The organism is candidate division TA06 bacterium B3_TA06, assembly GCA_005223075.1.
Lineage (GTDB): Bacteria > Hydrothermota > Tepidihabitantia > B3-TA06 > B3-TA06 > B3-TA06.
Window position 1 is genome coordinate 103,945 of record NJBO01000006.1, and the last position, 18,733, is coordinate 122,677.

An 18,733-nucleotide genomic window follows, 5' to 3' on the forward strand; every position below is an offset into this window, starting at 1 on the left:
CTCCTTCGTTTAGAAGAATTCCTTCAGCCAGTCGCGCATACGGCTGAGGATGTTTCCGAACAATCTGTCCTCTGTGCCCGATGGCAGAAGCGTCAGGTTCTGTTTTTCGATCCCATAACGAACCAACCCCACCCCGGTAGCGAAGATGGGGTCGGCGATGATGTCTGTTAGACCTGAGGTGCCCCACGGCTTTCCTACCTTGACCGGAAGGTCGAATATCTGCTCGGCGATAGCCTCAATTCCTTCAAGGTGTGCCGAGCCTCCGGTGATGACCACGCCTGCGGCCAGGAGTTCCGCGAACTCGGTCTTCTTCATCTCCCGGTGGGCCAGGGTAAGAATCTCCTCGACACGGGGTTCGATGATCGAAGCAAGTATCCTTCTTGATACCTGCTTTTCACTGCGGCCGCCCACGCCCTTCACGGTGAAGGTCTGATCCTCATCCACCAGATTGGCCAGAGCGCATCCGTAGCGCTTCTTTGTTTCCTCTGCTTCCTTGGTGGGGGTGCGAAGGCCGATCGCAATGTCTGAAGTGATGTGTTCTCCACCCAGACCAAGGACCTGCGTGTGCCGGATTGAACCTTCCTTGAAGATCGCCATGTCGGTGGTTCCGCCGCCGATGTCTACCAGAAGCACCCCCAGTTCCTTCTCGTCCGCCTCGAGCACCGCGTAAGCCGATGCCAGAGGCTGAAGCACCAGGTCTTTGATCCGCAGTCCTGCCCGTTCTATGGAGCGGTATATGTTCTGGGCCGAGGTCACCGCACCTGTTACTATGTGGACCTCGACCTCAAGCCGCTTGCCGAACATCCCAACAGGGTCGCAGATCCCGGGCTGGTCGTCCACGATGAACTCGATAGGGATCACGTGGATGATCTCACGGTCCAGGGGCAGCCCGATGGTTTTGGCCTGCTCGATCACCCTTGCCTTGTCCCTTTGGGTAATCTCGCCGCCGGCCTTCTCCACCGCCACCACACCGCGGCAGTTCATCGAAGATATATGACTGCCGGCGATGCCAACGTAGCATGAATCCACCTTGCATCCGGCCATGCGTTCCGCTTCTCCAACGGCCCGCTTGATGGACTCAACGGTCTGCTCCAGGTTAACTACCGTGCCTCGACGCATCCCGCGTGAGGGCGTCAAACCCACACCAACGATGCGCGGCTGTAGATTCTCATCCAGCTCGGCGATCACCGCGGCGACCTTGGTCGTGCCAAGATCAAGACCCACGATTCGTTCGCCTTTAGCCATTATGTTCCTCCATTGTTTCTCTTATAATCTTTATCTCCTCCACCAGGTCGTATCCGAACCGCTCCTTTACCGCCTTCTTGATCTCGGTAATCAAAGTCAAAACATCAGCTTGCGTCGCCTTGCCGACGTTCACAATGAAGTTGGCGTGTTGGGGTGAGCACATGGCGTCGCCTATCCTGCGACCCTTGAATCCCAGCTCATCAATCAACCGACCGGCGGTAACATCAGGCGGTTCGGGGTTGACGAACACGCATCCTGCCGAGGGTTCGGATGGATTCTTTGCCATGCGCTCTGACAGCACGCGCGAGATCTCGTGCATGCATTCCATAATCGGACGGGGTTCAAGTTTCAAGACGATCTCGTATATGAACAGCGCAGCGCGCAGGTTGGTTTTTCGGTACGACCATTCGATCTCTTGGTTCTTCAATTCCCTTTCGACACGCTCCGCAAGGTCAAATCCCCTGACAAGTTCCACACACTCCGATATCCACCTACCGAACGCACCTGCGTTGCCCTTGAGAGCACCACCCACGCTTCCAGGTATCCCAGCGAGGAAATCCATACCCCCCAGACTCCACTCGGCGGCCTGCTTGATGACCTCCAAGAGCTCCGCACCGGCACCGGCGATCACACGATCCTCTTTCTTTTTGATCTTCGATAGTCCCTTGCCCGGATGAATCACCACTCCTCGGTAGTGCTCAGGGTAAAGCACATTGGTGCCTCCACCTAAGATCTGCCACGGAACCTTGGGATGCTCTGCCAGGAAGCGAGCCACATTTTGCAGATCCTCCACGCTCTCCATCTCGACGAACACGTCGGCAGACCCGCCTATCCTGTAACTGGTGTGGGCGGCCATCTCCTCGCCCATGGCCAGCTTACCCTCTAGGTACGTGCCGAGACTCTTTCCAATATCTCTGCGCCAATCTTCCATACGTCGCCTGCCCCAAGGGTGAGAAATACGTCCCCTGGCTTTAAGGTTTTTGCAAAATAATCCACTATCTTTTCTCTGTCGGTAATGATCTGGGAGCTCGCGTTCGGTGCCTCTTTCTTTATACTCTCCAATATCAACTCAGGCCCCACCCCTTCTATTGGCTGCTCGCTTGCCCGGTAGATATCGGTGACTACCACCTCGTCTGCTTCCTTAAACGCCGGACCGAAGAGCGCGTGCAGGTGCTTTGTTCTGCTGTAGCGGTGCGGCTGGAAGAGCACGCGCAAGGGCTGACCGTTGAATATTCGTCGAATCGAGGAGATGGTGACTCTGATCTCGGTTGGATGATGACCGTAATCGTCGATAAATGTGATGCCTTCAACCTCGTCTACCTTCTCCATGCGTCGGCGGACGCCGCGGAATCTTGCCAAAGCCTCCTTCATAACTGTTGGGGAAACCTTTAGTTCTCGTCCCACAGCGATAGCGGCAATGGCGTTGCGCATGTTGTGTTCTCCAGGAAGGTTAAGTTCGAACTCGTACAGCCGCTCATCTAGCTTCAAAACGAAGCGTGATTTCCACCCCTTGTTTCTACGCCACATGGGACGAAGGTCGTTATCCTTTTCCAACCCGTAGGTCATCTTGCGCACCGAAAGATCCGGCAGTATTGCCCGCACTCCCTCATCATCTCCGCACAATATCGCCAGCCCGTAGAAGGGGATCTTCTCTGTGAACTGTTTGAAGCAGCTCTTGATGTCTGCAAAGCTTGAGTAGTAGTCCATATGCTCGGGCTCTATGTTGGTGACCACCGCTATGGTCGGGAATAGGTGAAGGAACGAGCGGTCCGATTCGTCCGCTTCAGCTACCAGGTACTCGCTTTGGCCCAGCCTGGCGTTTGAGCCCATCTCCAGGACCTTTCCGCCGATGATCGAGGTGGGATCAAGCTCTGCAAGCTCCAGGATGAAGCTTATGATGGATGAGGTGGTGGTCTTTCCGTGGGTCCCTGAGACCGCGATCGAGTACTTCATGCGCATGAGCTCTCCGAGCATCTCGCCTCGGCCGATGATCGGTATGCCGCGCTCGCAGGCGGCTGCTATCTCAGGGTTGTCCGGCTTGATGGCCGAGGAGATCACCACGACATCGGCTTGCTTAAGATTTTCTTTCTTGTGGCCGATTTCCACCCTTATCCCTGACTGTTCGAGCATCTGGGTGATCTCCGAGCGGGTGATGTCCGAGCCGGCGATCGCAAACCCAATGTTGTGCAGGATATGGGCTATTCCGCTCATCCCTATCCCGCCGATGCCCACCATGTGGATGCTGTCTACGCGGCCAAACATCCCTCAATCCTTTCAGCTATCCTGGCGGCGGCGGCGGTTGGCACCAGCTCTTTACCGGCAACACTCATCAGCTCTCGACGTGTTTTGTCCTGAAGTAGCTCTTTCAGCACTATCTCAACGCGTTCGATCTCCTTCTCAGGTATTAATACAGCCGCTCCTGCTTGCGCTGCCCACCTCGCGTTGTGGGTCTGATGATCGTCTACCGCGTAGGGGAAGGGTACGAGAATCGAGGGTATGCCGTTGGCCAGAAGCTCGCTCAAGGCGATCGCCCCTGCGCGGGAGATTGCGGTCTTCGCTCTTGCGTAAAGCTCTTCAGGATGGTCGGTAAACTCCACAAGCTCAAGGTTTTCGAGGGTTGGCTTGGCGGACATCTCCTCGTAGTCCCTTTTCCCAGTGAGTATAATGAATCTCTCACGAGGCATCCTCTCTGCCAGCTCGTATCCCAGTTCGTTCAATCTTTGAGCTCCTCCGCTTCCTCCCAAAACGAGGATCTCTTCGCCTTCCTTCCTATCCTTGATGACTACCGATTCCCTCAAGATGTTACCTGTCACTATAACCTTTCTTTCAAGTGTTTTTGAGAGTGTGTTACGGGCAGGGGGTATTCCGCAGTAGACCTCTTTTGCTCCCCTCGCCGTCATCCTTGTCACCCTGCCAGGCACCGAGTTCTGCTCCAAAAGGAAGTAGGGGAGTCCCTTGGCTTGCGCGGCCCGGATAACCGGAAAACTGGCATACCCTCCTGCGCCTATCACTACGTTCGGTTTAAATTCGTCTATTAACTCCACACTCTTGCGCTTCCCTTTTAGATAAGCCTTGCCCGCGCGTAACTTATCGCCGAGCGAACGGCCAAAGAAGGGCGTTGCAGGTATCTCTGCCACAGCTATCTCATCCTTTACAAACCTTGCGCCTCGCTCATCGGTTAGCATGAGCACCTTGTGTCCTCTTTTCTCAAGCTCACGGGCGAGGGCTAGGGCTGGGAAGATATGGCCGCCTGTTCCACCGCAGGCGAGCATCACTCGCATAGGCTTTCTCCTTTGCGCGGCTTATGTTTAAGAGGATACCGACCCCCAAGAGGTTGGAGGTAAGGGCCGATCCTCCGAAGCTGATAAATGGAAGTGGTAGACCGGTGGTTGGTAATAGCCCCATACTGACACCTACGTGGATCAGGAAGTAAAGAAGGATCATCACCACGAGCGAAGACCCCAGGTAGCGTCCGAATGCATCTTCGGTTTTGGCTGCCAGATTGAGTCCTTTGTAGAGGAAGAGCACGAAGAGAAGAATAAGTCCTGCGACACCTGCAAATCCCAACTCCTCACCTATTACCGCAAATATGAAGTCGGTATGTGGCTGGGGCAGGAACAGGAATTTTTGACGTCCTCCGCCCAGGCCTACGCCGAAGAGACCTCCTGATCCCATGGCTATTCGAGCCTGCTCAAGCTGGTAGTTCCCTGCCCCCAAGAAACCTGCCACGCGTGCCTTGGCATGGGGGAAGACGGTGACCAGAAGCACAAACGCGCCTACAGCCAGCAGGGTAAGGAGCAAAAGATAGCGCAGGCGGACGCCGGCTACGAACATAACAAAGAGAACAAGCATTCCAAGGACCGTCGCGGTTCCCAGGCTGGGTTGAAGCGCTATGAGCAACAGCAGTATACCTGAGACGATAAGCGGGGGAAGCGTATAGTGCTTGAAGTCACGCTTGGCCTCCTCTCGCTTTGCGTAGAACGCTGAGAGATAGATGAGCAGGGCAACTTTCACGAACTCCGAGGGCTGCAGGGAAAAAGTTAAGAACTTTAGCCAACGAGTAGCTCCTCCGGCCTTGTGTCCAATGAATAGCACGATGATTAGAACGACCATTGATATGAGGATAAAGATGCCGCCTGTTTTTCGCCAGAACCGGTAGGGGAGCTTGAGTCCCACAAGAAAGAAACCCGTTGCTATAGCGATACGGATGGCTTGATTCTTGAGGAAGTACAATGGATCGTTATTGTCTAGATAGAAACTGGAGGAGAAAACCATCACCAGGCCGAAGCCCACCAGAAGGATGATGATGGCCAAAAAACCGTAATCAGGTCTCTCGGATGAGCTCTCTGTAGGCTTGGATAAATGCATTTCCTCGCTCCTCGAAGTTTCTGAAGTTTCCAAAACTTGCAAAGCCGGGTGAGAAGAGTATTCGATCGCCCTCGGAGCTGTGTGTGAGGGCCGCCTGTAGAGCGGCCCTCAACGATGTAACTGTGACGCAGGAGGAGAAGCGTGAATCTTTCTCAAGGATTTTTTTCAGTCTCTCGGCATTCTCGCCGAAGAGAACCACAAACCTTGCTTGCTCCTTCACCCCCTGGATAAACGGCTCAAGTGCAAGCCCCTTTTCAGTTCCCCCAGCTATGATCACCGAGGGCTCATCGAACGCACGCACCGAGTGATAAAAGGCCACCGGGTTGGTGCACATGGAGTTGTTGTAGACCTCCCTGCCTTTAAGTTTACCCAGATACTGCATCCGGTGGGACAGACCTTTAAACTTCCTAAGCCCTGACCTTATGGCCTCTTGTGGTAGATTGAACTCACCGGCTACCGCTATCGCGGCAAGGGCGTTGGCTGCGTTGTGAAGACCGGGAAGGGGCAAATCACCCCTATCAATGATTTTTCTATCCCACAGGAACAACCCGCCTTCTTTAAGGTAAGCATCCACGTCAGTTCGTTGCAGGGAGAAGAGGATGTGTTGGCCTTTTACCTGCTCCAGGCGCTTTTTGATGTTTTCGTCGTCCGCGTTGAGGACCGCTCGATCCTGGGCTCGGTGATTCTTGAAGAGTGATAGCTTCAGGTTTACATACCCCTCAAGCGAATGACGATTCAGGTGGTCTGCGGTGATGTTCAAAAGCACCCCTATGTTGGGTCTGAAACTTGGGCAGCGCTCGAGCTGGAAGGTGGAGACCTCGATTACATAAACCTCGTATCGCCGATGGCCGAGGGCCTCGGAGAAGGGTCTGCCCGGCGAGATGTTGCCCCCGCAGAACGCTTTCTTGCCTGCGGCTTTAAGCACCTTTGCTATCCACGCGGTTGTGGTTGACTTCCCGTTGGTTCCGGTGACCGCCACTGTCATAGGCTCTCCCAACTCTTTCCACACGTATTCGATCTCGTCTATCATCCGCACACCCGCCTCGTCAAGCTTCCTTATCCAGTCCGCTTCGTTGGGTATGCCTGGACTTTTGAGAAGCAGATCAGCCTGTTTGAGATCGGCAGGGTTATCTATCGCTCTGGCTTTTCTGTTATCGATGGCGAATCTCACCCTCCGGTGAGCCAGTGCCTGTGGATTCTCATCATAGAGTAGTATCTCCACATCCTTATCCATGAGATACGAAAGCAGGCTGCGTCCTACACGACCCAGTCCCAGGATTCCGATTCTTCTCATTACCTCACCTTCAGGGTTGCCAGCCCTGCCAGGGCAAAGAGGATTCCCCATATCCAGAACCGAACAACTATCTTTGATTCAGGCCAGCCCTTCAGCTCGAAGTGATGGTGCAGTGGTGCCATCTTGAAGAGCCTTTTGCGCCCTCTGCTTGAGTGAAACCAGATAATCTGAAGTATCACCGAGATAACCTCCAGCACGAACACCCCGCCGATGATCCCTAAAAGAATCTCCTGCTTGACCACCACCGCAATAAATCCCATGAGCGCACCCAGTGGTAGTGCACCCGTGTCTCCCATAAAGATGGATGCAGGATGCGTATTGAACCATAAGAAACCGAGTCCTGCTCCCACCACCGCAGCGCTTACCACCGCCATCTCGCCCGCCTTGGCAACGTAGAGAATGTTCAGGTAGTCTGCAATCTTGACGTTCCCTGCCACGTAAGCAAGCATCGCATAGGCGCCGGCAACGATGGCCAAAAGGCCGATAGCAAGCCCGTCAAGGCCGTCCGCGAAGTTCACCGCGTTACCAGCACCAACGATCACAAAACCGCTCAAGAGAACGTAAAAGACGCCGAGTTGGATCACGTAGTTTTTTAAGAAGAGCACGTTGGTGGTGGAACGCAGGGCGTCAGTTTCGGGGAAGAAATAGAGGTAGAGGCTCACGCCCAAAGCAAGTGCCGCCTGAGCAAGGAACTTCCAGCGCTTCTTGATGCCCCGCTTGTGTTTGCGCAGTTTTACGTAGTCGTCAAGGAAACCAAGGATTCCCATGCCACCGAGTATCACGAGGGAGAGTAAAACGTAGGGATTGGTGATGTCGGCGAAGAGGATGAGGGAGATCGCAATCGCTGCGACGATAAGTATCCCGCCCATCGAGGGGGTGCCTGCCTTCCTTTTGTGACGATCGGGCAGCTCCTCGTAGATCTCCTCGCCCAGCGCCAACCTTTTTATTATCCTCACCACAGGTCTGCCGAAGAGCATGAGGAGGAGTATGGAGAATCCTGCGGCCAGAGCCGCGCGGAAGGTGATGTAACGCAATAGGTTAGCAGGTGAAAAGACGGGTTGAATCGCCTTGGCAAGTAGATATATCATGCGCTACCCCAGAGCTCTGATACGATGTCTTCCAAGGCACAGTAACGCGAACCCTTGATTAGAACGCTTGCCCCAGGCACCAGCCTCTTGTGGAGTTCCTCTGCCGCCTTTTGCTTGTCGGGTATAAAAAGCACCCCTTCGTGGCGAGGATAGAGTTCACAGTGGGGTCCGGTGATTATCACCAGATCCGCGGTCTCGCGCGCCAGCTCGAGTATCTCGTGATGGTAACGTTCCGACTCATCCCCAAGTTCCAGCATCGCTCCCAACACCGCTATACGTGGCGAAGGGAATACTGTAAGAAGCCCGAAGGCCTCTCGCATCGAAACAGGGTTGGCGTTGTAGGAGTCAATCAAAAGATGCAGGCCGCCTACCTTTCTGTGTTCCAGCCTCCAGCGCTCGGGTTTAGCCTCGGCAAGCACCTGGGTCGCCTCCGAAAGGGGAATATCAAACTCCCCTGAGGCAACGGCCAGCGCGGCTACTGCGTTACAGAGATTACCTGCCCCTAAAAGAAGGAGATGAAACTCCTCTCCCTTAAGCTCGAACTCCGTACCGTCCATACCATAGTGCACATCGGCGGGCGTGAACTCAGTCTCGGTTTGAACCCCAAAGGTTTTGTATGTGATTTTTTCCGTCCTCGCACGTTTCAGGAACTCGGGGTAGTCGGCGTTCAGGTAAAGGACGCCCCCTAAATTCTTTATCGCCCGAGCTAACTCCCACTTAGCTTCAAACACCTCCTGGAGGGTTCCAAGACCCTCAAGGTGACCTGGCCCGATATTGGTCAACAGACCGTGGGTGGGACGTGAGATTTCGCAGAGCCTCTCCATCTCGCCTTTCTCGCTTATACCCGCCTCAAGCACTGCTATTTCGTGGTTCCGTGCAATCGCAAGCACTGAAACAGGCAGGCCCACCAGGTTGTTGAAGCTGCCTGGATTGGCATAGGTTTTGTATCTTAGAGAAAGCAAATCCCTCAAGATGTTCTTTACCGTTGTCTTTCCGTTTGTTCCGCTTATGAGGATAACCGGTATATCAAATTTCTGCCGGTAGGCCGCTGCTATGTCTCCCAGAGCCATCAGGGTATCGGCCACCCTGATGGTGCGAGCAAGAGGGAGATCCTTTGAAACGACGGCTGCGATGGCTCCCTTCTCGAATGCCTGCCCCAGGAAGTTGTGGCCGTCGAAGTTGGGGCCGGCAAGAGCAACAAAAAGCTCTCCTTGCTCGATGGTTCGGCTGTCTGTTGACACACCTGAAGGACATAAGCCAGGATCATTTATGTCCTTAGGGACACCGCAGCTCGCACGGACGATCTCATCAAGCGAGAGCATCCAAAGCCTCCTTTAGGACTTCCCGATCGTCAAAATGAATCTTTTCAGTTCCCAGTATTTGATAATCTTCATGTCCCTTTCCAGCGACAAGCAGCACATCGCCCGGCTTAAGTAATTTTACTGCCTCAAATATCGCCTCTCTGCGGTCAACGATCACTTGTTTGGCGTCGGTTTTTACTCCCACTAGGATATCTTGGATGATCGCCTGCGGTTCTTCGGTTCTCGGATTGTCCGAAGTGATGAAGACGTAATCGGATAACTCCGAGGCTATTCGCCCCATCTTTGGACGCTTCGAACGATCCCTGTCGCCGCCGCACCCGAAAATGGTAATCACGCGGCCTTTAGCCAGACTGCGAGCGGCATGGATCAAGTGTTTCAATGCATCAGGGGTATGCGCATAGTCTATGAAGATAAAAAAACCTTTGTCATTGGGCACCGGCTCCATACGCCCAGGGACAGATCGAAGTGCCCATGCACCTCCTCTGAGATGTTCCGGCTCTACCCCCAGGTTAAGTGCGGCTGCTGCGGCAGCGGCAACGTTACTTACGTTATGTAGACCCGGCAACTGAAGGAAGAGTGGTAAAGCCAGGCCACGGTGGTGCAAGATTACCGCAGAGCCTTCAAGACTCGCTTCTTCGATCTCCACCCATAGATCAGCCTCACGGCTCTCGCATGAGTAGGAGAGTTTCTTTCTGTCCCCAAGCCTTTCAAGCAACTCTCTGCCGGCAGGATCGTCGGTATTCACCACAGCTAGTGCATCCCGCTTCATCTCCTCAAAGAGCCTGAACTTGGTCTCCTTATAGTCTTCCATATCTTTGTGGAAGTCCAGATGATCCTGGCTCAGGTTGGTGAAGATGGCCACATCGGTATCCAACCCCCCCACCCTCTCAAACGCTATGGCGTGGGATGAGATCTCCATCGCCACCGCTTCACATCCAGCGTCCTTCACCTGCTTCAGCATCTGCCAGAGATCGGTGCTCTCGGGTGTGGTATGGGATAGCTTCTCCCATCTATCCCCGTCGTAGAAGCCGGTGGTGCCTATGACGGCGGTTTTTTGACCTGCGGCCTTCAGGATACTTTCGGCAAGATAGGTAACCGTTGTCTTGCCGTTTGTGCCGGTGACGCCGATAACGGTCATCTCTCTGTCAGGATAACCTGTGATCCTTGCCGAGGTCTCTGCCAGGAATCGTCTGGCTTTGGGGACCTGTATTAAAGGGATGCTCTCAGGCAGACCCTGCAGGGATTCTGCAGCTAAAGCCGCCGCTCCACGAGCCAGAGCATCCTGCGCAAAGCGGCGTCCATCGAACCTCGCGCCCGGAATTGCCACATATAAAGAGTTCTCCTCAACCCGTCTTGAGTCATAGGCCACCGAGGTGATCTCTGCTTCCCCTGAGCCGTGCAGTTTAACGTCTTTGCAATCCTTGATAAGATCAGCCAGCTTCATTCTTCTCGCTCCTGGATTTGGGCCAGCTTTTCGGTTTCTTCTTCAGGTGGCATGCGAATATCTCTGTAGACGGGCAGGCGAAGGATGCGTTCCATGATGCGCTGGAAGGCAGGTGCGGCGATTTCTCCTGCGAACCGGCCGCGGCCAGGCTCGTCTATGACCACCACAACAAGCAGACGAGCATCCTGGTAAGGTAGGAAGCCGACAAACGAGACCACGCTAACAGAAGATGAGTAGCCTACGCCGGCAACGGGCTTCTGGGCCGTTCCTGTCTTACCGCAAACCTGGATGCCTTCAATCCTTGCCGCCTTACCGGTTCCCTCATCCACAACCTTTTGTAGAATCTCGCATACGTCGGCTGCGGTCTGCTCGCTGAATACCCTTCTAAGTTCCTTGGCCTTACCCTTGAATATAACCCTGCCGTCGCGGTCTATCCACTTGATGATATGAGGTGCGTTGTAAACTCCACCCGATGCAAAGGTCGCATAGATTGTCGCAAGCTGCAGGGTAGTCACGGAAAGACCCTGACCAAAGGCGTTGTTGGTCAGACGCAGCTCGCTCATCTGACGAGGGCGATCTATCTTTCCCGAGGCCTCACCAGGGAGCTTAATGCCTGTAGGCACACCCACACCAAGCAGGCGTGATACCTCATAGAAACGCCTCACCCCGCACCGCAGGGCAAGCTTTGCAACACCTATGTTGCTTGACTTAACGAACACATCATCGAACGTGTAGCCCGGCCTGCCGTGAAGGTCTGTGATTTTGCGTCCCTGCACTACTATGCCTGAACCCGTAGGTATCCACTCGTTGCGTAGAGCCAGGCTATCCTCAATGCAGATGGCGGCAACCACCGGCTTATACACAGAACCTGGCTCAAACTCATCAGCAACAGCACCAACCTTCCAGGTTTCACGTGCGTAGCGGCTGTAGTGAGTAGGCGCGAAGTCCGGATAGTCAACCAAAGCTAATATCTCACCCGTTTGCGGGTCCATCACCACGCAGTATCCTCGTTTGGCCGCAAACCTCTCACACGCCGCCTTCAACTCCTCGTAGGCGATAGCCTGTATGTCAAGATCGATCGTTAAGGTAATGTCACAGCCGTTCTTTGCCTCCTGGATAGGATAGGCCGGCGAGGGGTGATCGCGTCCCAACGCGTCCTTCTGGTAGATCGCAAAGCCCGGCTCGCCTGCAAGCAGGGAATCTAAAGCGTACTCTATTCCTGCAAGCCCTGTATGTTCCGTACCCACGAAGCCTACCATGCTTCCGGTTACCTCATCCCACGGGTAGATACGTTTTGCCTCTTCTTGTATATTGATAGCGTTGGCAAGCGAGGCTTCCTCAAGCTCGGCCTTGAGGGCGAACGCCTTCTCGTAGTCGAACTTACGGCGAAGCCAGAAGAAACGCTTACGGGTGCGCAGGTAGCGTTCAAGCCTTGTCGGGGTGCCCAGCTTGTATCTTGAAAGTATATGAACCGCTGCGGGTATATCCTCTACGTACTGAGGAAGCACGTAGATGGAGGCCGCCTTCTCGTCAGTAACCACGGCTATGCCGTTGCGATCGTATATCTTTCCTCGTTTGGGTAGGAGCTCTATGTGTTCTTCGTGTTGTGAGCGGGCGCGTTCTGCATATCGCGGCCCAAGTATCACCTGCAGATAAAAGGCATAACCCAATACACCAACGGCCAGTACGCAAAGAACTCCACCTGCGAACTTAATTCTGCCCATTTTCTTCCCATGGGTAATACAATCCCAGGGCCTTGGCACGCGGCTCGAGATTGGTTACTATAAGTTCACGGTTAAGTGATATGCGTTCGCGCTCGAGCTTTTCGGTAAGTATCTCGGTCTGACGATCGAGTTCGGTTACGTGCTCTGTCAAGCGGTTATTGACCGAGCGCATCCATACATAGCCAAGCATAAGGCCTACTGCTAGTATAACCAGGAGTATCTTCTTCATAACTTCTCCAGTACTCTCAACCTGGCGCTTCGGGCCGCCGGGTTTACTTTAACCTCCTTTTCGGACGCAAAAATGGGTTTACGATTAACTCGCCTGTACTCTTGGCTTTGTTCTGCTCGTCTGTATCTATCTTTGACGATCCTGTCCTCTAAAGAGTGATAGGCGAGTGCGGCAACCCGTCCACCAGAAGCAAGACGGCTGAGTGCTGTCTCAAGACCGATCCTGAGATTTTCAAGTTCGTCGTTTACAGCGATGCGCAGCGCCTGAAAGGCCCTCATCGCGGTCTTGCGAAAACCCCTTGTCCCGACGACCTGTCGCAGAAGATCTGCAAGGTCTCTGGTGGTTCTTACCTCGCGGCGGTGTTCTACGATCGCTTGCGCGATCCTTCTGGCCTTGGATTCCTCTCCATATTCCCTAAGGATTCGTTCGATTTTCTCCTTGGGCTCACCTCTGATGATCTCAAGGGCGGTGGGGGAGTCGGATTCAGCGTCGAACCGCATGTCAAGAGCGCCGTCGCCCTGATAGCTGAAGCCGCGCTGCTGGCTTCTCACCTGATGCCAGGAAAGCCCGAGGTCGAAGATGACGCCTTGAACGCTCTCTATACCTTTCTGATCTAAAACCTCATCTAAGTATCGGAAGTTGGAATGATGGAGGGAAAGCCGCTCGGCAAAGCGAGCCATTCTCAGGCCTGCATAGGCGAGGGCTTCCCCATCCATGTCCAGAGCAATCACCTTTTCCGCGCCTGCCTCTAGAAGCGCTGCCGTGTGCCCGCCCCCGCCAAGGGTCGCATCCACATAGACGCCATGCGGACTGGGCAAGAGGGCTTTCACTATCTCCTCGCACATCACCGACCGATGGAACTCATCCACCGGCAGTTATTCTGGCGATACTCTTGAGTACCGCCCTCCTCGATGGGTATATATCAAAGGGATGAAAGCCGTACAGGCTGAAAAGGGAGTTGATATAGTCCGAAACGTTAATGAGCTTTATGTCGCCTCCTCTTTCGTTAAAGCGGCGTTTGAACTCGATAAGTTCGGGAATAAGAGGTATCTGTATATGATTACAACCTGCAAGATTGATAACCACACTTGCCTCGTTTGCCGAAAGGAGCCCCTCGAAAAGGGCACAGAGCTCGTCGAAATCTTCCTCTCTGACCTCACCTGTAAGATTCACGAAGGGAACACCTTCGACTCTCTTAATTACGGTTTTCATTCTGATCTCCCTTCATGTAGATATTTTTCAAGGTTTTCAGAATCGTCTTCCTGATGGGTCTCGGACTCCTCCTCGAACTTTTCAAAGACAGAAGGATTCCATATCTCAAAATGGCTTATGGCCCCGGTGATGACGGCCTCGCCTTCGATCTGTGCGTACTCCGCAAGATGGCGCGGGAGCATGATGCGTCCCTGTGAGTCCATATCCACCTCGGTGGCGGCTGAAGCCCTGCGGCGCGTGAAGCGTCTTGTCTCGCGTTTGTATCTGGGGATGGCAAGAAGGGTCCCCTCCTCGAAACGCTCCCACTCTTCAAGCGGATGCGCCTCTATCTCGCCGTCGTATCCCTTGGTCAGGACAAGTGTGCGCTGGTTGGCGGCTTGGAGTGCGCGGCGAAAAGCTGCCGGCACTGCAAGCCGTCCCTTATGATCTACCGCGTAGCGGAACTGTCCACGGAATCTCATGATAGCCCCACGATTCACCACTCATATCCACATTTTATACATTTTCCACCACTTGTCAACCCCCTAAGGCCTAATTCACGATTAATTGACTGGGAATTCATTTTTCGTATAAGTCCCAGATTCTCAGTTACTTATTTCTAAAGATGCCGGTTTAGGTCCCAAATTCGGCTAAAACTACGTTCCCCACTTTTCCCTCAGCATGCACTTGGAACCGGAACCCTTCACCACGATTCAGCGTTTTTTGCCTTGAAGTATACATAAGTTTCCATTATGTTTGAGGTTTTATGGTGGGGATAGGTCAAGGAAGGTTCGCTAGGAGTCAGCCCGATTATGTTCCATTAAATAATCCCCCTCCCTGGTGGCGTTAGTGCTCCCGTCGAGTGAGGGGGTAAGGGGGAGGGGTAGTGAACTTGGACACGATAATCAGAACACAAACCGAGCAGGGGGTTAAGGAGTTAGCCTTATAGGGGAATACGTTCGCAACCGGGTTTGCGCGCTTCGCGTCAGATGCGCCTATAAACTAATAATCGGGCCGACTTGAAAGTCGGCCCCTACGAGATACAAGCCAGAGATGGTTGACAATCCAGGAATTATATAGAAGAGAGATTTAGCCTGATTATGCTTCATTAAATAATCCCCCTCCCTGGTGGAGGGGGTAGGGGGAGGGGCGCTCGTGACGACAAAACAGGCCGACCTGACACCCGAATGGGATACGCTGAGGTCGGCCTCTACAAGACTCCATACCCTCCTTGTCATCGCGAGCCGCCCCAGGCGGCGTGGCGATCTCATAGCACTGCACGATTTACGGTTACTGCTATGAGGTTGCTTCGCCTCCTTCAGAGGCTCGCAACGACAGAAGGAAGCCTAAAGTCCGCCCGATTATAAGATGTTCCATTGTTGCGGGCGCACCTAATACCCTATGGGATACACGGTATCCCAAGGGGCACGCTGAGGTACGCCCCTACGAGAACCTGGACTGATTTCCTAATAATATTATAGAAGAAACTACTCGGGGTGGTCTTTTTTGATCAGGAAGACAAGGGTATCAACAAGTTTGTTTTCCGATACCGTGGCAACCACCTCGCCCTTGCGGAAGATAACGCCCTTGCCTTCCCCTCCTGCGATGCCGTAATCCGCCTCCTTTGCCTCGCCCGGGCCGTTCACCACGCACCCCATCACCGCAACCGACAGCGGTCGGTTTATTCTTGCTAGCTTTCTCTTAACTCTTTGGGCAAGCTTCTGGATATCTATCTCCGTCCTTCCACATCCCGGACAGGCGATAAGCTTTACCCCTCTTTCTCTTAACCCCAGGCTTCGCAAAAGCTCCCAGCACGCCTGGACCTCCCTTTCAGCCGGACCGGTGAGTGAGATGCGTATGGTATCTCCGATGCCTTCAAGTAAGAGGGGTGCCATGGCTGCGGTCGAGCGGATCGCACCCTCAAAAGGCAGGCCTGCCTCGGTCACACCCAGGTGCAACGGATAGCCGAAAAGCTCATGCATCTCGCGGTAGACCTCGATGGTGATTCGCACATCCGACGACTTTGCAGCAAGCACCAGATCGGCAAATCCGAAATCCTCGAAGAGCTTTACCGAATCGGAGAGTGCAGCAATCATGGCCTCAGCTGTTGGATGCTTGAATCTCTTGATTACGGCAGGCGGCAGGGAGCCGGAGTTCACACCTATGCGGATGGGTATCCCTCGGTCTTTCGCGGTCATAGCGATCTTTTTCAGGTCTCTCTTTGACCTTATGTTCCCTGGATTGATCCTGAGCTTGGCCGCTCCCGCCTCGATCGCACCCAAGGCCAGCTTGGGCGAGAAGTGAACGTCCGCGATCACGGGTATGGGAGAGCGCTCGACGATCTCGGGCAAAGCGTGAAGCGCTTCATCATCCGGTACTGCGACCCTAACCAACTCGGCGCCAGCTCTATAAATCTTCCTGATTTCTTTAATTATTGAAGGTGTGTTACGGGTGTTACGGGACTTGGTCATGGTCTGGACTCGGACCGGTGCACCTGCTCCGATCCTCACACCGCCCACGCTCACCCAGCGCCTGCTCATTCTTCTCCCGGTGCCGATATTCTTTTAATCTCCGCACCAACGCTTGCCAGCTTATCCTGTAGTCCTTCGTAGCCTCTATCCAGATGGTATATGCGGCTGACTGTTGTGGTCCCCTTTGCAGCAAGACCGGCAAGCACCAGGGCTGCCGATGCTCTCAGATCGGAGGCCATAACCTCTGCGCCTGAGAGATGATCGGTGCCCTCAATTACAGCCGTGCTGCCTTTGATAGTAATCACCGCACCCATGCGCTGAAGTTCCATGGCCTGCATGAACCGGTTCTCGAAGATGTTCTCGGTTATAAGGCTGGTCCCTTCGCCTAAACTCAACCATGCCATGAGCTGGGCCTGCATGTCTGTCGGGAAGCCTGGATATGGAGCGGTGTTAATTATAAGTGGTTTTGGACGTTTCATCATCGACACGGTCAAATGTTTTCCGCTTGCTTCAATCTCCGCACCCGCTTCAAGCAACGGCTGGATCACGTTACCCATGTGTGCCGAGGGGGCGTTTTGCAGGATCAGCCTGCCCTTGGTTATGGTCGCGGCAACAGCGTAGGTGCCTGCTTCGATGCGGTCAGAGATATTGGTAAACTCGGTTCCGTGGAGTTTTTTCACCCCCTGGATGGTAATCTCCCTGGTGCCCTCTCCTGAGATCTTTGCACCCATCTTGCGCAGGAAGCGGGCTACCGTGCATACCTCTGGTTCTGCAGCGGCTCCTATGATTCTGGTGGCCCCTTTTGCAAGCACCGCAGCCATCATCACGTTGAGGCTAGCTCCTACGCTTAGCCCTTTGGTTCCTTCAAGGAAGATCTCGGCGCCTTCCAGTTTTCGAGCCTGGGCGTTCACGTAGCCTTCGTCGACCTTTACCTCGGCACCCAGCTTCTCCATTCCTTTTATGTGCAGATCAATGGGACGCGCTCCTATGGCACATCCGCCTGGCAAGGAGATGCGTGCGTGGCGAAGTCTTCCCAGCAGAGGACCGAGCGCGTAATAAGAGGCCCGCATCCTTCGAACTATATCGTATGGAGCCTCGCCTTTGGGATCACGGGCCTGGATCCTTATCTGATCGCCATCCCTTCTCACCTCAACGTCGAGATGGGTAAGCAGTTCGGTCATGGTGCTTACGTCAACCAGGCTGGGGACGTTGGATATGGTGCACGGCTCGGAGGTCAAGAGACACGCCGCCATAAGTGGGAGCGCAGCGTTCTTTGAGCCCGAGACCAGAACCTCACCGTGCAGGGGATGTCCTCCTGAGATAACCAGTTTATCCACGGCTTATCCTCATACAATTAAGACGCAGACCTGCAGGAGGAGTTAACCTCCCTCCAGTTATCAGAAGAGAAAGAAATAGCGCGCCCGATAGGACTCGAACCTACGGCCTTCACGTCCGGAGCGTGACGCTCTGTCCATCTGAGCTACGGGCGCACTAATGGCGTCTCTTTCTCATCAATTTACGTCTTTTCTTGAACTTGTGACGCTTTACTTTTTTTAGTTTACGTTTACGACCACAGGGCATTTACCGAGTCTCTCTCCTTTATCGTTGCATTACTATCTGTTTGAGTAGCTTGGAGGGCTTGAATACGGGTACCAGGCGGGCCGGTATATGTATCTCCCTGCCGGTTCTTGGGTTACGAGCGATCTTAGCGTTGCGTTGCTTGGTTTTGAAGACCCCGAATCCACGGATCTCGATCCGTTGGCCCTCGGCGAGCATACGAGAGATATCCTTAAGGAAAAGGTTTATGACGATGGCGATGTCCTTTTTGGTAACCCGTGGACCTATCTGCCTCTCGATTTCCTCCACTATATCCGCCTTACGTACACTCATGAGGCTCCTCCTTTTTTCCTAAGGCGCGGTGGTGTATCACCGGTCTCCTAGTAACTCTCCTTGCGCATCTTTTGCGCTGCTCCACGTTACAGGAAAAGCGAAGCTTATCTATCACCACAGATTATATCCACAAGCAGGGGACGTGTCAAGTCTTCGCATTGCTTCACCAAAAATCCACTTGGGCGTTGCTTTTCCTTATCCCTTGTGATACGTTGCGCACGCTTGAAGGTTATACCAATTCACCTCCTCCTTGATTGGGTAGGGAGGGGGTGTCACCCTCCCATTTATCAGCCAAAGGCTATCCCGTCGAGCAGATTTGTGGGGTAATAATAAGCTGGACAAAAGATGGTCAAAAGGTGGACAGGGCCCAAAGCCTAAGCTGGACAAAAGCTGGTCAAAAGATACCCAAAAGCTACCCAAAAGTTGGTCAAAACCCCGGGGTCCCCGCGACATGAAATGACGACGCT

The 18,733-nt window shown here is 53.8% G+C and carries 17 protein-coding genes and 1 tRNA gene; all 18 read right to left on the reverse strand.

Annotation, left to right across the window (positions count from 1 at the left end):
• Positions 1 to 9: 9 nt before the first annotated feature.
• Positions 10 to 1,245, reverse strand: coding sequence for a cell division protein FtsA (ftsA, locus tag CEE36_05375; protein ID TKJ43180.1), 1,236 nt, complete (start codon positions 1,243 to 1,245; stop codon positions 10 to 12).
• Positions 1,238 to 2,176: a UDP-N-acetylenolpyruvoylglucosamine reductase gene (locus CEE36_05380; GenBank protein TKJ43181.1), complete on the reverse strand. Its 939-nt coding sequence runs from the start codon at positions 2,174 to 2,176 to the stop codon at positions 1,238 to 1,240. Before CEE36_05380 ends, ftsA begins: the two co-directional genes overlap by 8 nt.
• Positions 2,128 to 3,507, reverse strand: a complete 1,380-nt coding sequence (locus CEE36_05385) for a UDP-N-acetylmuramate--L-alanine ligase (protein ID TKJ43182.1) — start codon at positions 3,505 to 3,507, stop codon at positions 2,128 to 2,130. Before CEE36_05385 ends, CEE36_05380 begins: the two co-directional genes overlap by 49 nt.
• The gene (locus tag CEE36_05390; protein TKJ43183.1) at positions 3,492 to 4,526 is read right to left on the reverse strand and encodes a hypothetical protein; all 1,035 of its coding nucleotides are present in this window, start codon (positions 4,524 to 4,526) and stop codon (positions 3,492 to 3,494) included. Before CEE36_05390 ends, CEE36_05385 begins: the two co-directional genes overlap by 16 nt.
• Entirely contained in the window at positions 4,459 to 5,613 is a 1,155-nt protein-coding gene (gene ftsW, locus CEE36_05395; GenBank protein TKJ43184.1) for a putative lipid II flippase FtsW, read from the reverse strand. The genes CEE36_05390 and ftsW overlap by 68 nt, the downstream gene beginning before the upstream one ends.
• The gene (murD, locus tag CEE36_05400; protein TKJ43185.1) at positions 5,570 to 6,958 is read right to left on the reverse strand and encodes a UDP-N-acetylmuramoyl-L-alanine--D-glutamate ligase; all 1,389 of its coding nucleotides are present in this window, start codon (positions 6,956 to 6,958) and stop codon (positions 5,570 to 5,572) included. The genes ftsW and murD overlap by 44 nt, the downstream gene beginning before the upstream one ends.
• Positions 6,907 to 7,995, reverse strand: coding sequence for a phospho-N-acetylmuramoyl-pentapeptide-transferase (locus CEE36_05405; GenBank protein TKJ43186.1), 1,089 nt, complete (start codon positions 7,993 to 7,995; stop codon positions 6,907 to 6,909). Before CEE36_05405 ends, murD begins: the two co-directional genes overlap by 52 nt.
• Positions 7,992 to 9,317: a hypothetical protein gene (locus CEE36_05410; protein ID TKJ43187.1), complete on the reverse strand. Its 1,326-nt coding sequence runs from the start codon at positions 9,315 to 9,317 to the stop codon at positions 7,992 to 7,994. Before CEE36_05410 ends, CEE36_05405 begins: the two co-directional genes overlap by 4 nt.
• Positions 9,304 to 10,761: a UDP-N-acetylmuramoyl-L-alanyl-D-glutamate--2,6-diaminopimelate ligase gene (locus CEE36_05415; GenBank protein TKJ43188.1), complete on the reverse strand. Its 1,458-nt coding sequence runs from the start codon at positions 10,759 to 10,761 to the stop codon at positions 9,304 to 9,306. The genes CEE36_05410 and CEE36_05415 overlap by 14 nt, the downstream gene beginning before the upstream one ends.
• Positions 10,758 to 12,485 (reverse strand): hypothetical protein, encoded by a 1,728-nt coding sequence (locus tag CEE36_05420; protein TKJ43189.1) that lies wholly within the window; start codon positions 12,483 to 12,485, stop codon positions 10,758 to 10,760. Before CEE36_05420 ends, CEE36_05415 begins: the two co-directional genes overlap by 4 nt.
• Positions 12,472 to 12,714: a hypothetical protein gene (locus CEE36_05425; GenBank protein ID TKJ43190.1), complete on the reverse strand. Its 243-nt coding sequence runs from the start codon at positions 12,712 to 12,714 to the stop codon at positions 12,472 to 12,474. Before CEE36_05425 ends, CEE36_05420 begins: the two co-directional genes overlap by 14 nt.
• Positions 12,711 to 13,583 carry a 16S rRNA (cytosine(1402)-N(4))-methyltransferase gene (locus CEE36_05430; protein TKJ43191.1) on the reverse strand — a complete coding sequence of 291 codons (873 nt, stop codon included), beginning with the start codon at positions 13,581 to 13,583 and terminating at the stop codon, positions 12,711 to 12,713. Before CEE36_05430 ends, CEE36_05425 begins: the two co-directional genes overlap by 4 nt.
• A complete protein-coding gene (locus tag CEE36_05435) occupies positions 13,576 to 13,926 on the reverse strand; it encodes a hypothetical protein (GenBank protein ID TKJ43192.1) in 351 nt (116 codons plus the stop codon). Before CEE36_05435 ends, CEE36_05430 begins: the two co-directional genes overlap by 8 nt.
• Positions 13,923 to 14,387: a division/cell wall cluster transcriptional repressor MraZ gene (gene mraZ / locus CEE36_05440; GenBank protein TKJ43193.1), complete on the reverse strand. Its 465-nt coding sequence runs from the start codon at positions 14,385 to 14,387 to the stop codon at positions 13,923 to 13,925. The genes CEE36_05435 and mraZ overlap by 4 nt, the downstream gene beginning before the upstream one ends.
• A gap of 1,005 nt (positions 14,388 to 15,392) precedes the next feature.
• On the reverse strand, positions 15,393 to 16,445 hold the full coding sequence (locus CEE36_05445; protein TKJ43194.1) for a 4-hydroxy-3-methylbut-2-en-1-yl diphosphate synthase: 1,053 nt from the start codon (positions 16,443 to 16,445) through the stop codon (positions 15,393 to 15,395).
• Positions 16,442 to 17,713, reverse strand: coding sequence for a UDP-N-acetylglucosamine 1-carboxyvinyltransferase (gene murA / locus CEE36_05450; protein ID TKJ43195.1), 1,272 nt, complete (start codon positions 17,711 to 17,713; stop codon positions 16,442 to 16,444). Before murA ends, CEE36_05445 begins: the two co-directional genes overlap by 4 nt.
• Before the next feature lie 76 nt (positions 17,714 to 17,789).
• A tRNA-Arg gene (locus tag CEE36_05455) sits at positions 17,790 to 17,866 on the reverse strand.
• Positions 17,867 to 17,975: 109 nt separating this feature from the next.
• Complete coding sequence (locus CEE36_05460; protein ID TKJ43196.1) at positions 17,976 to 18,266, reverse strand: hypothetical protein; 291 nt, start codon at positions 18,264 to 18,266, stop codon at positions 17,976 to 17,978.
• Positions 18,267 to 18,733: the final 467 nt, after the last annotated feature.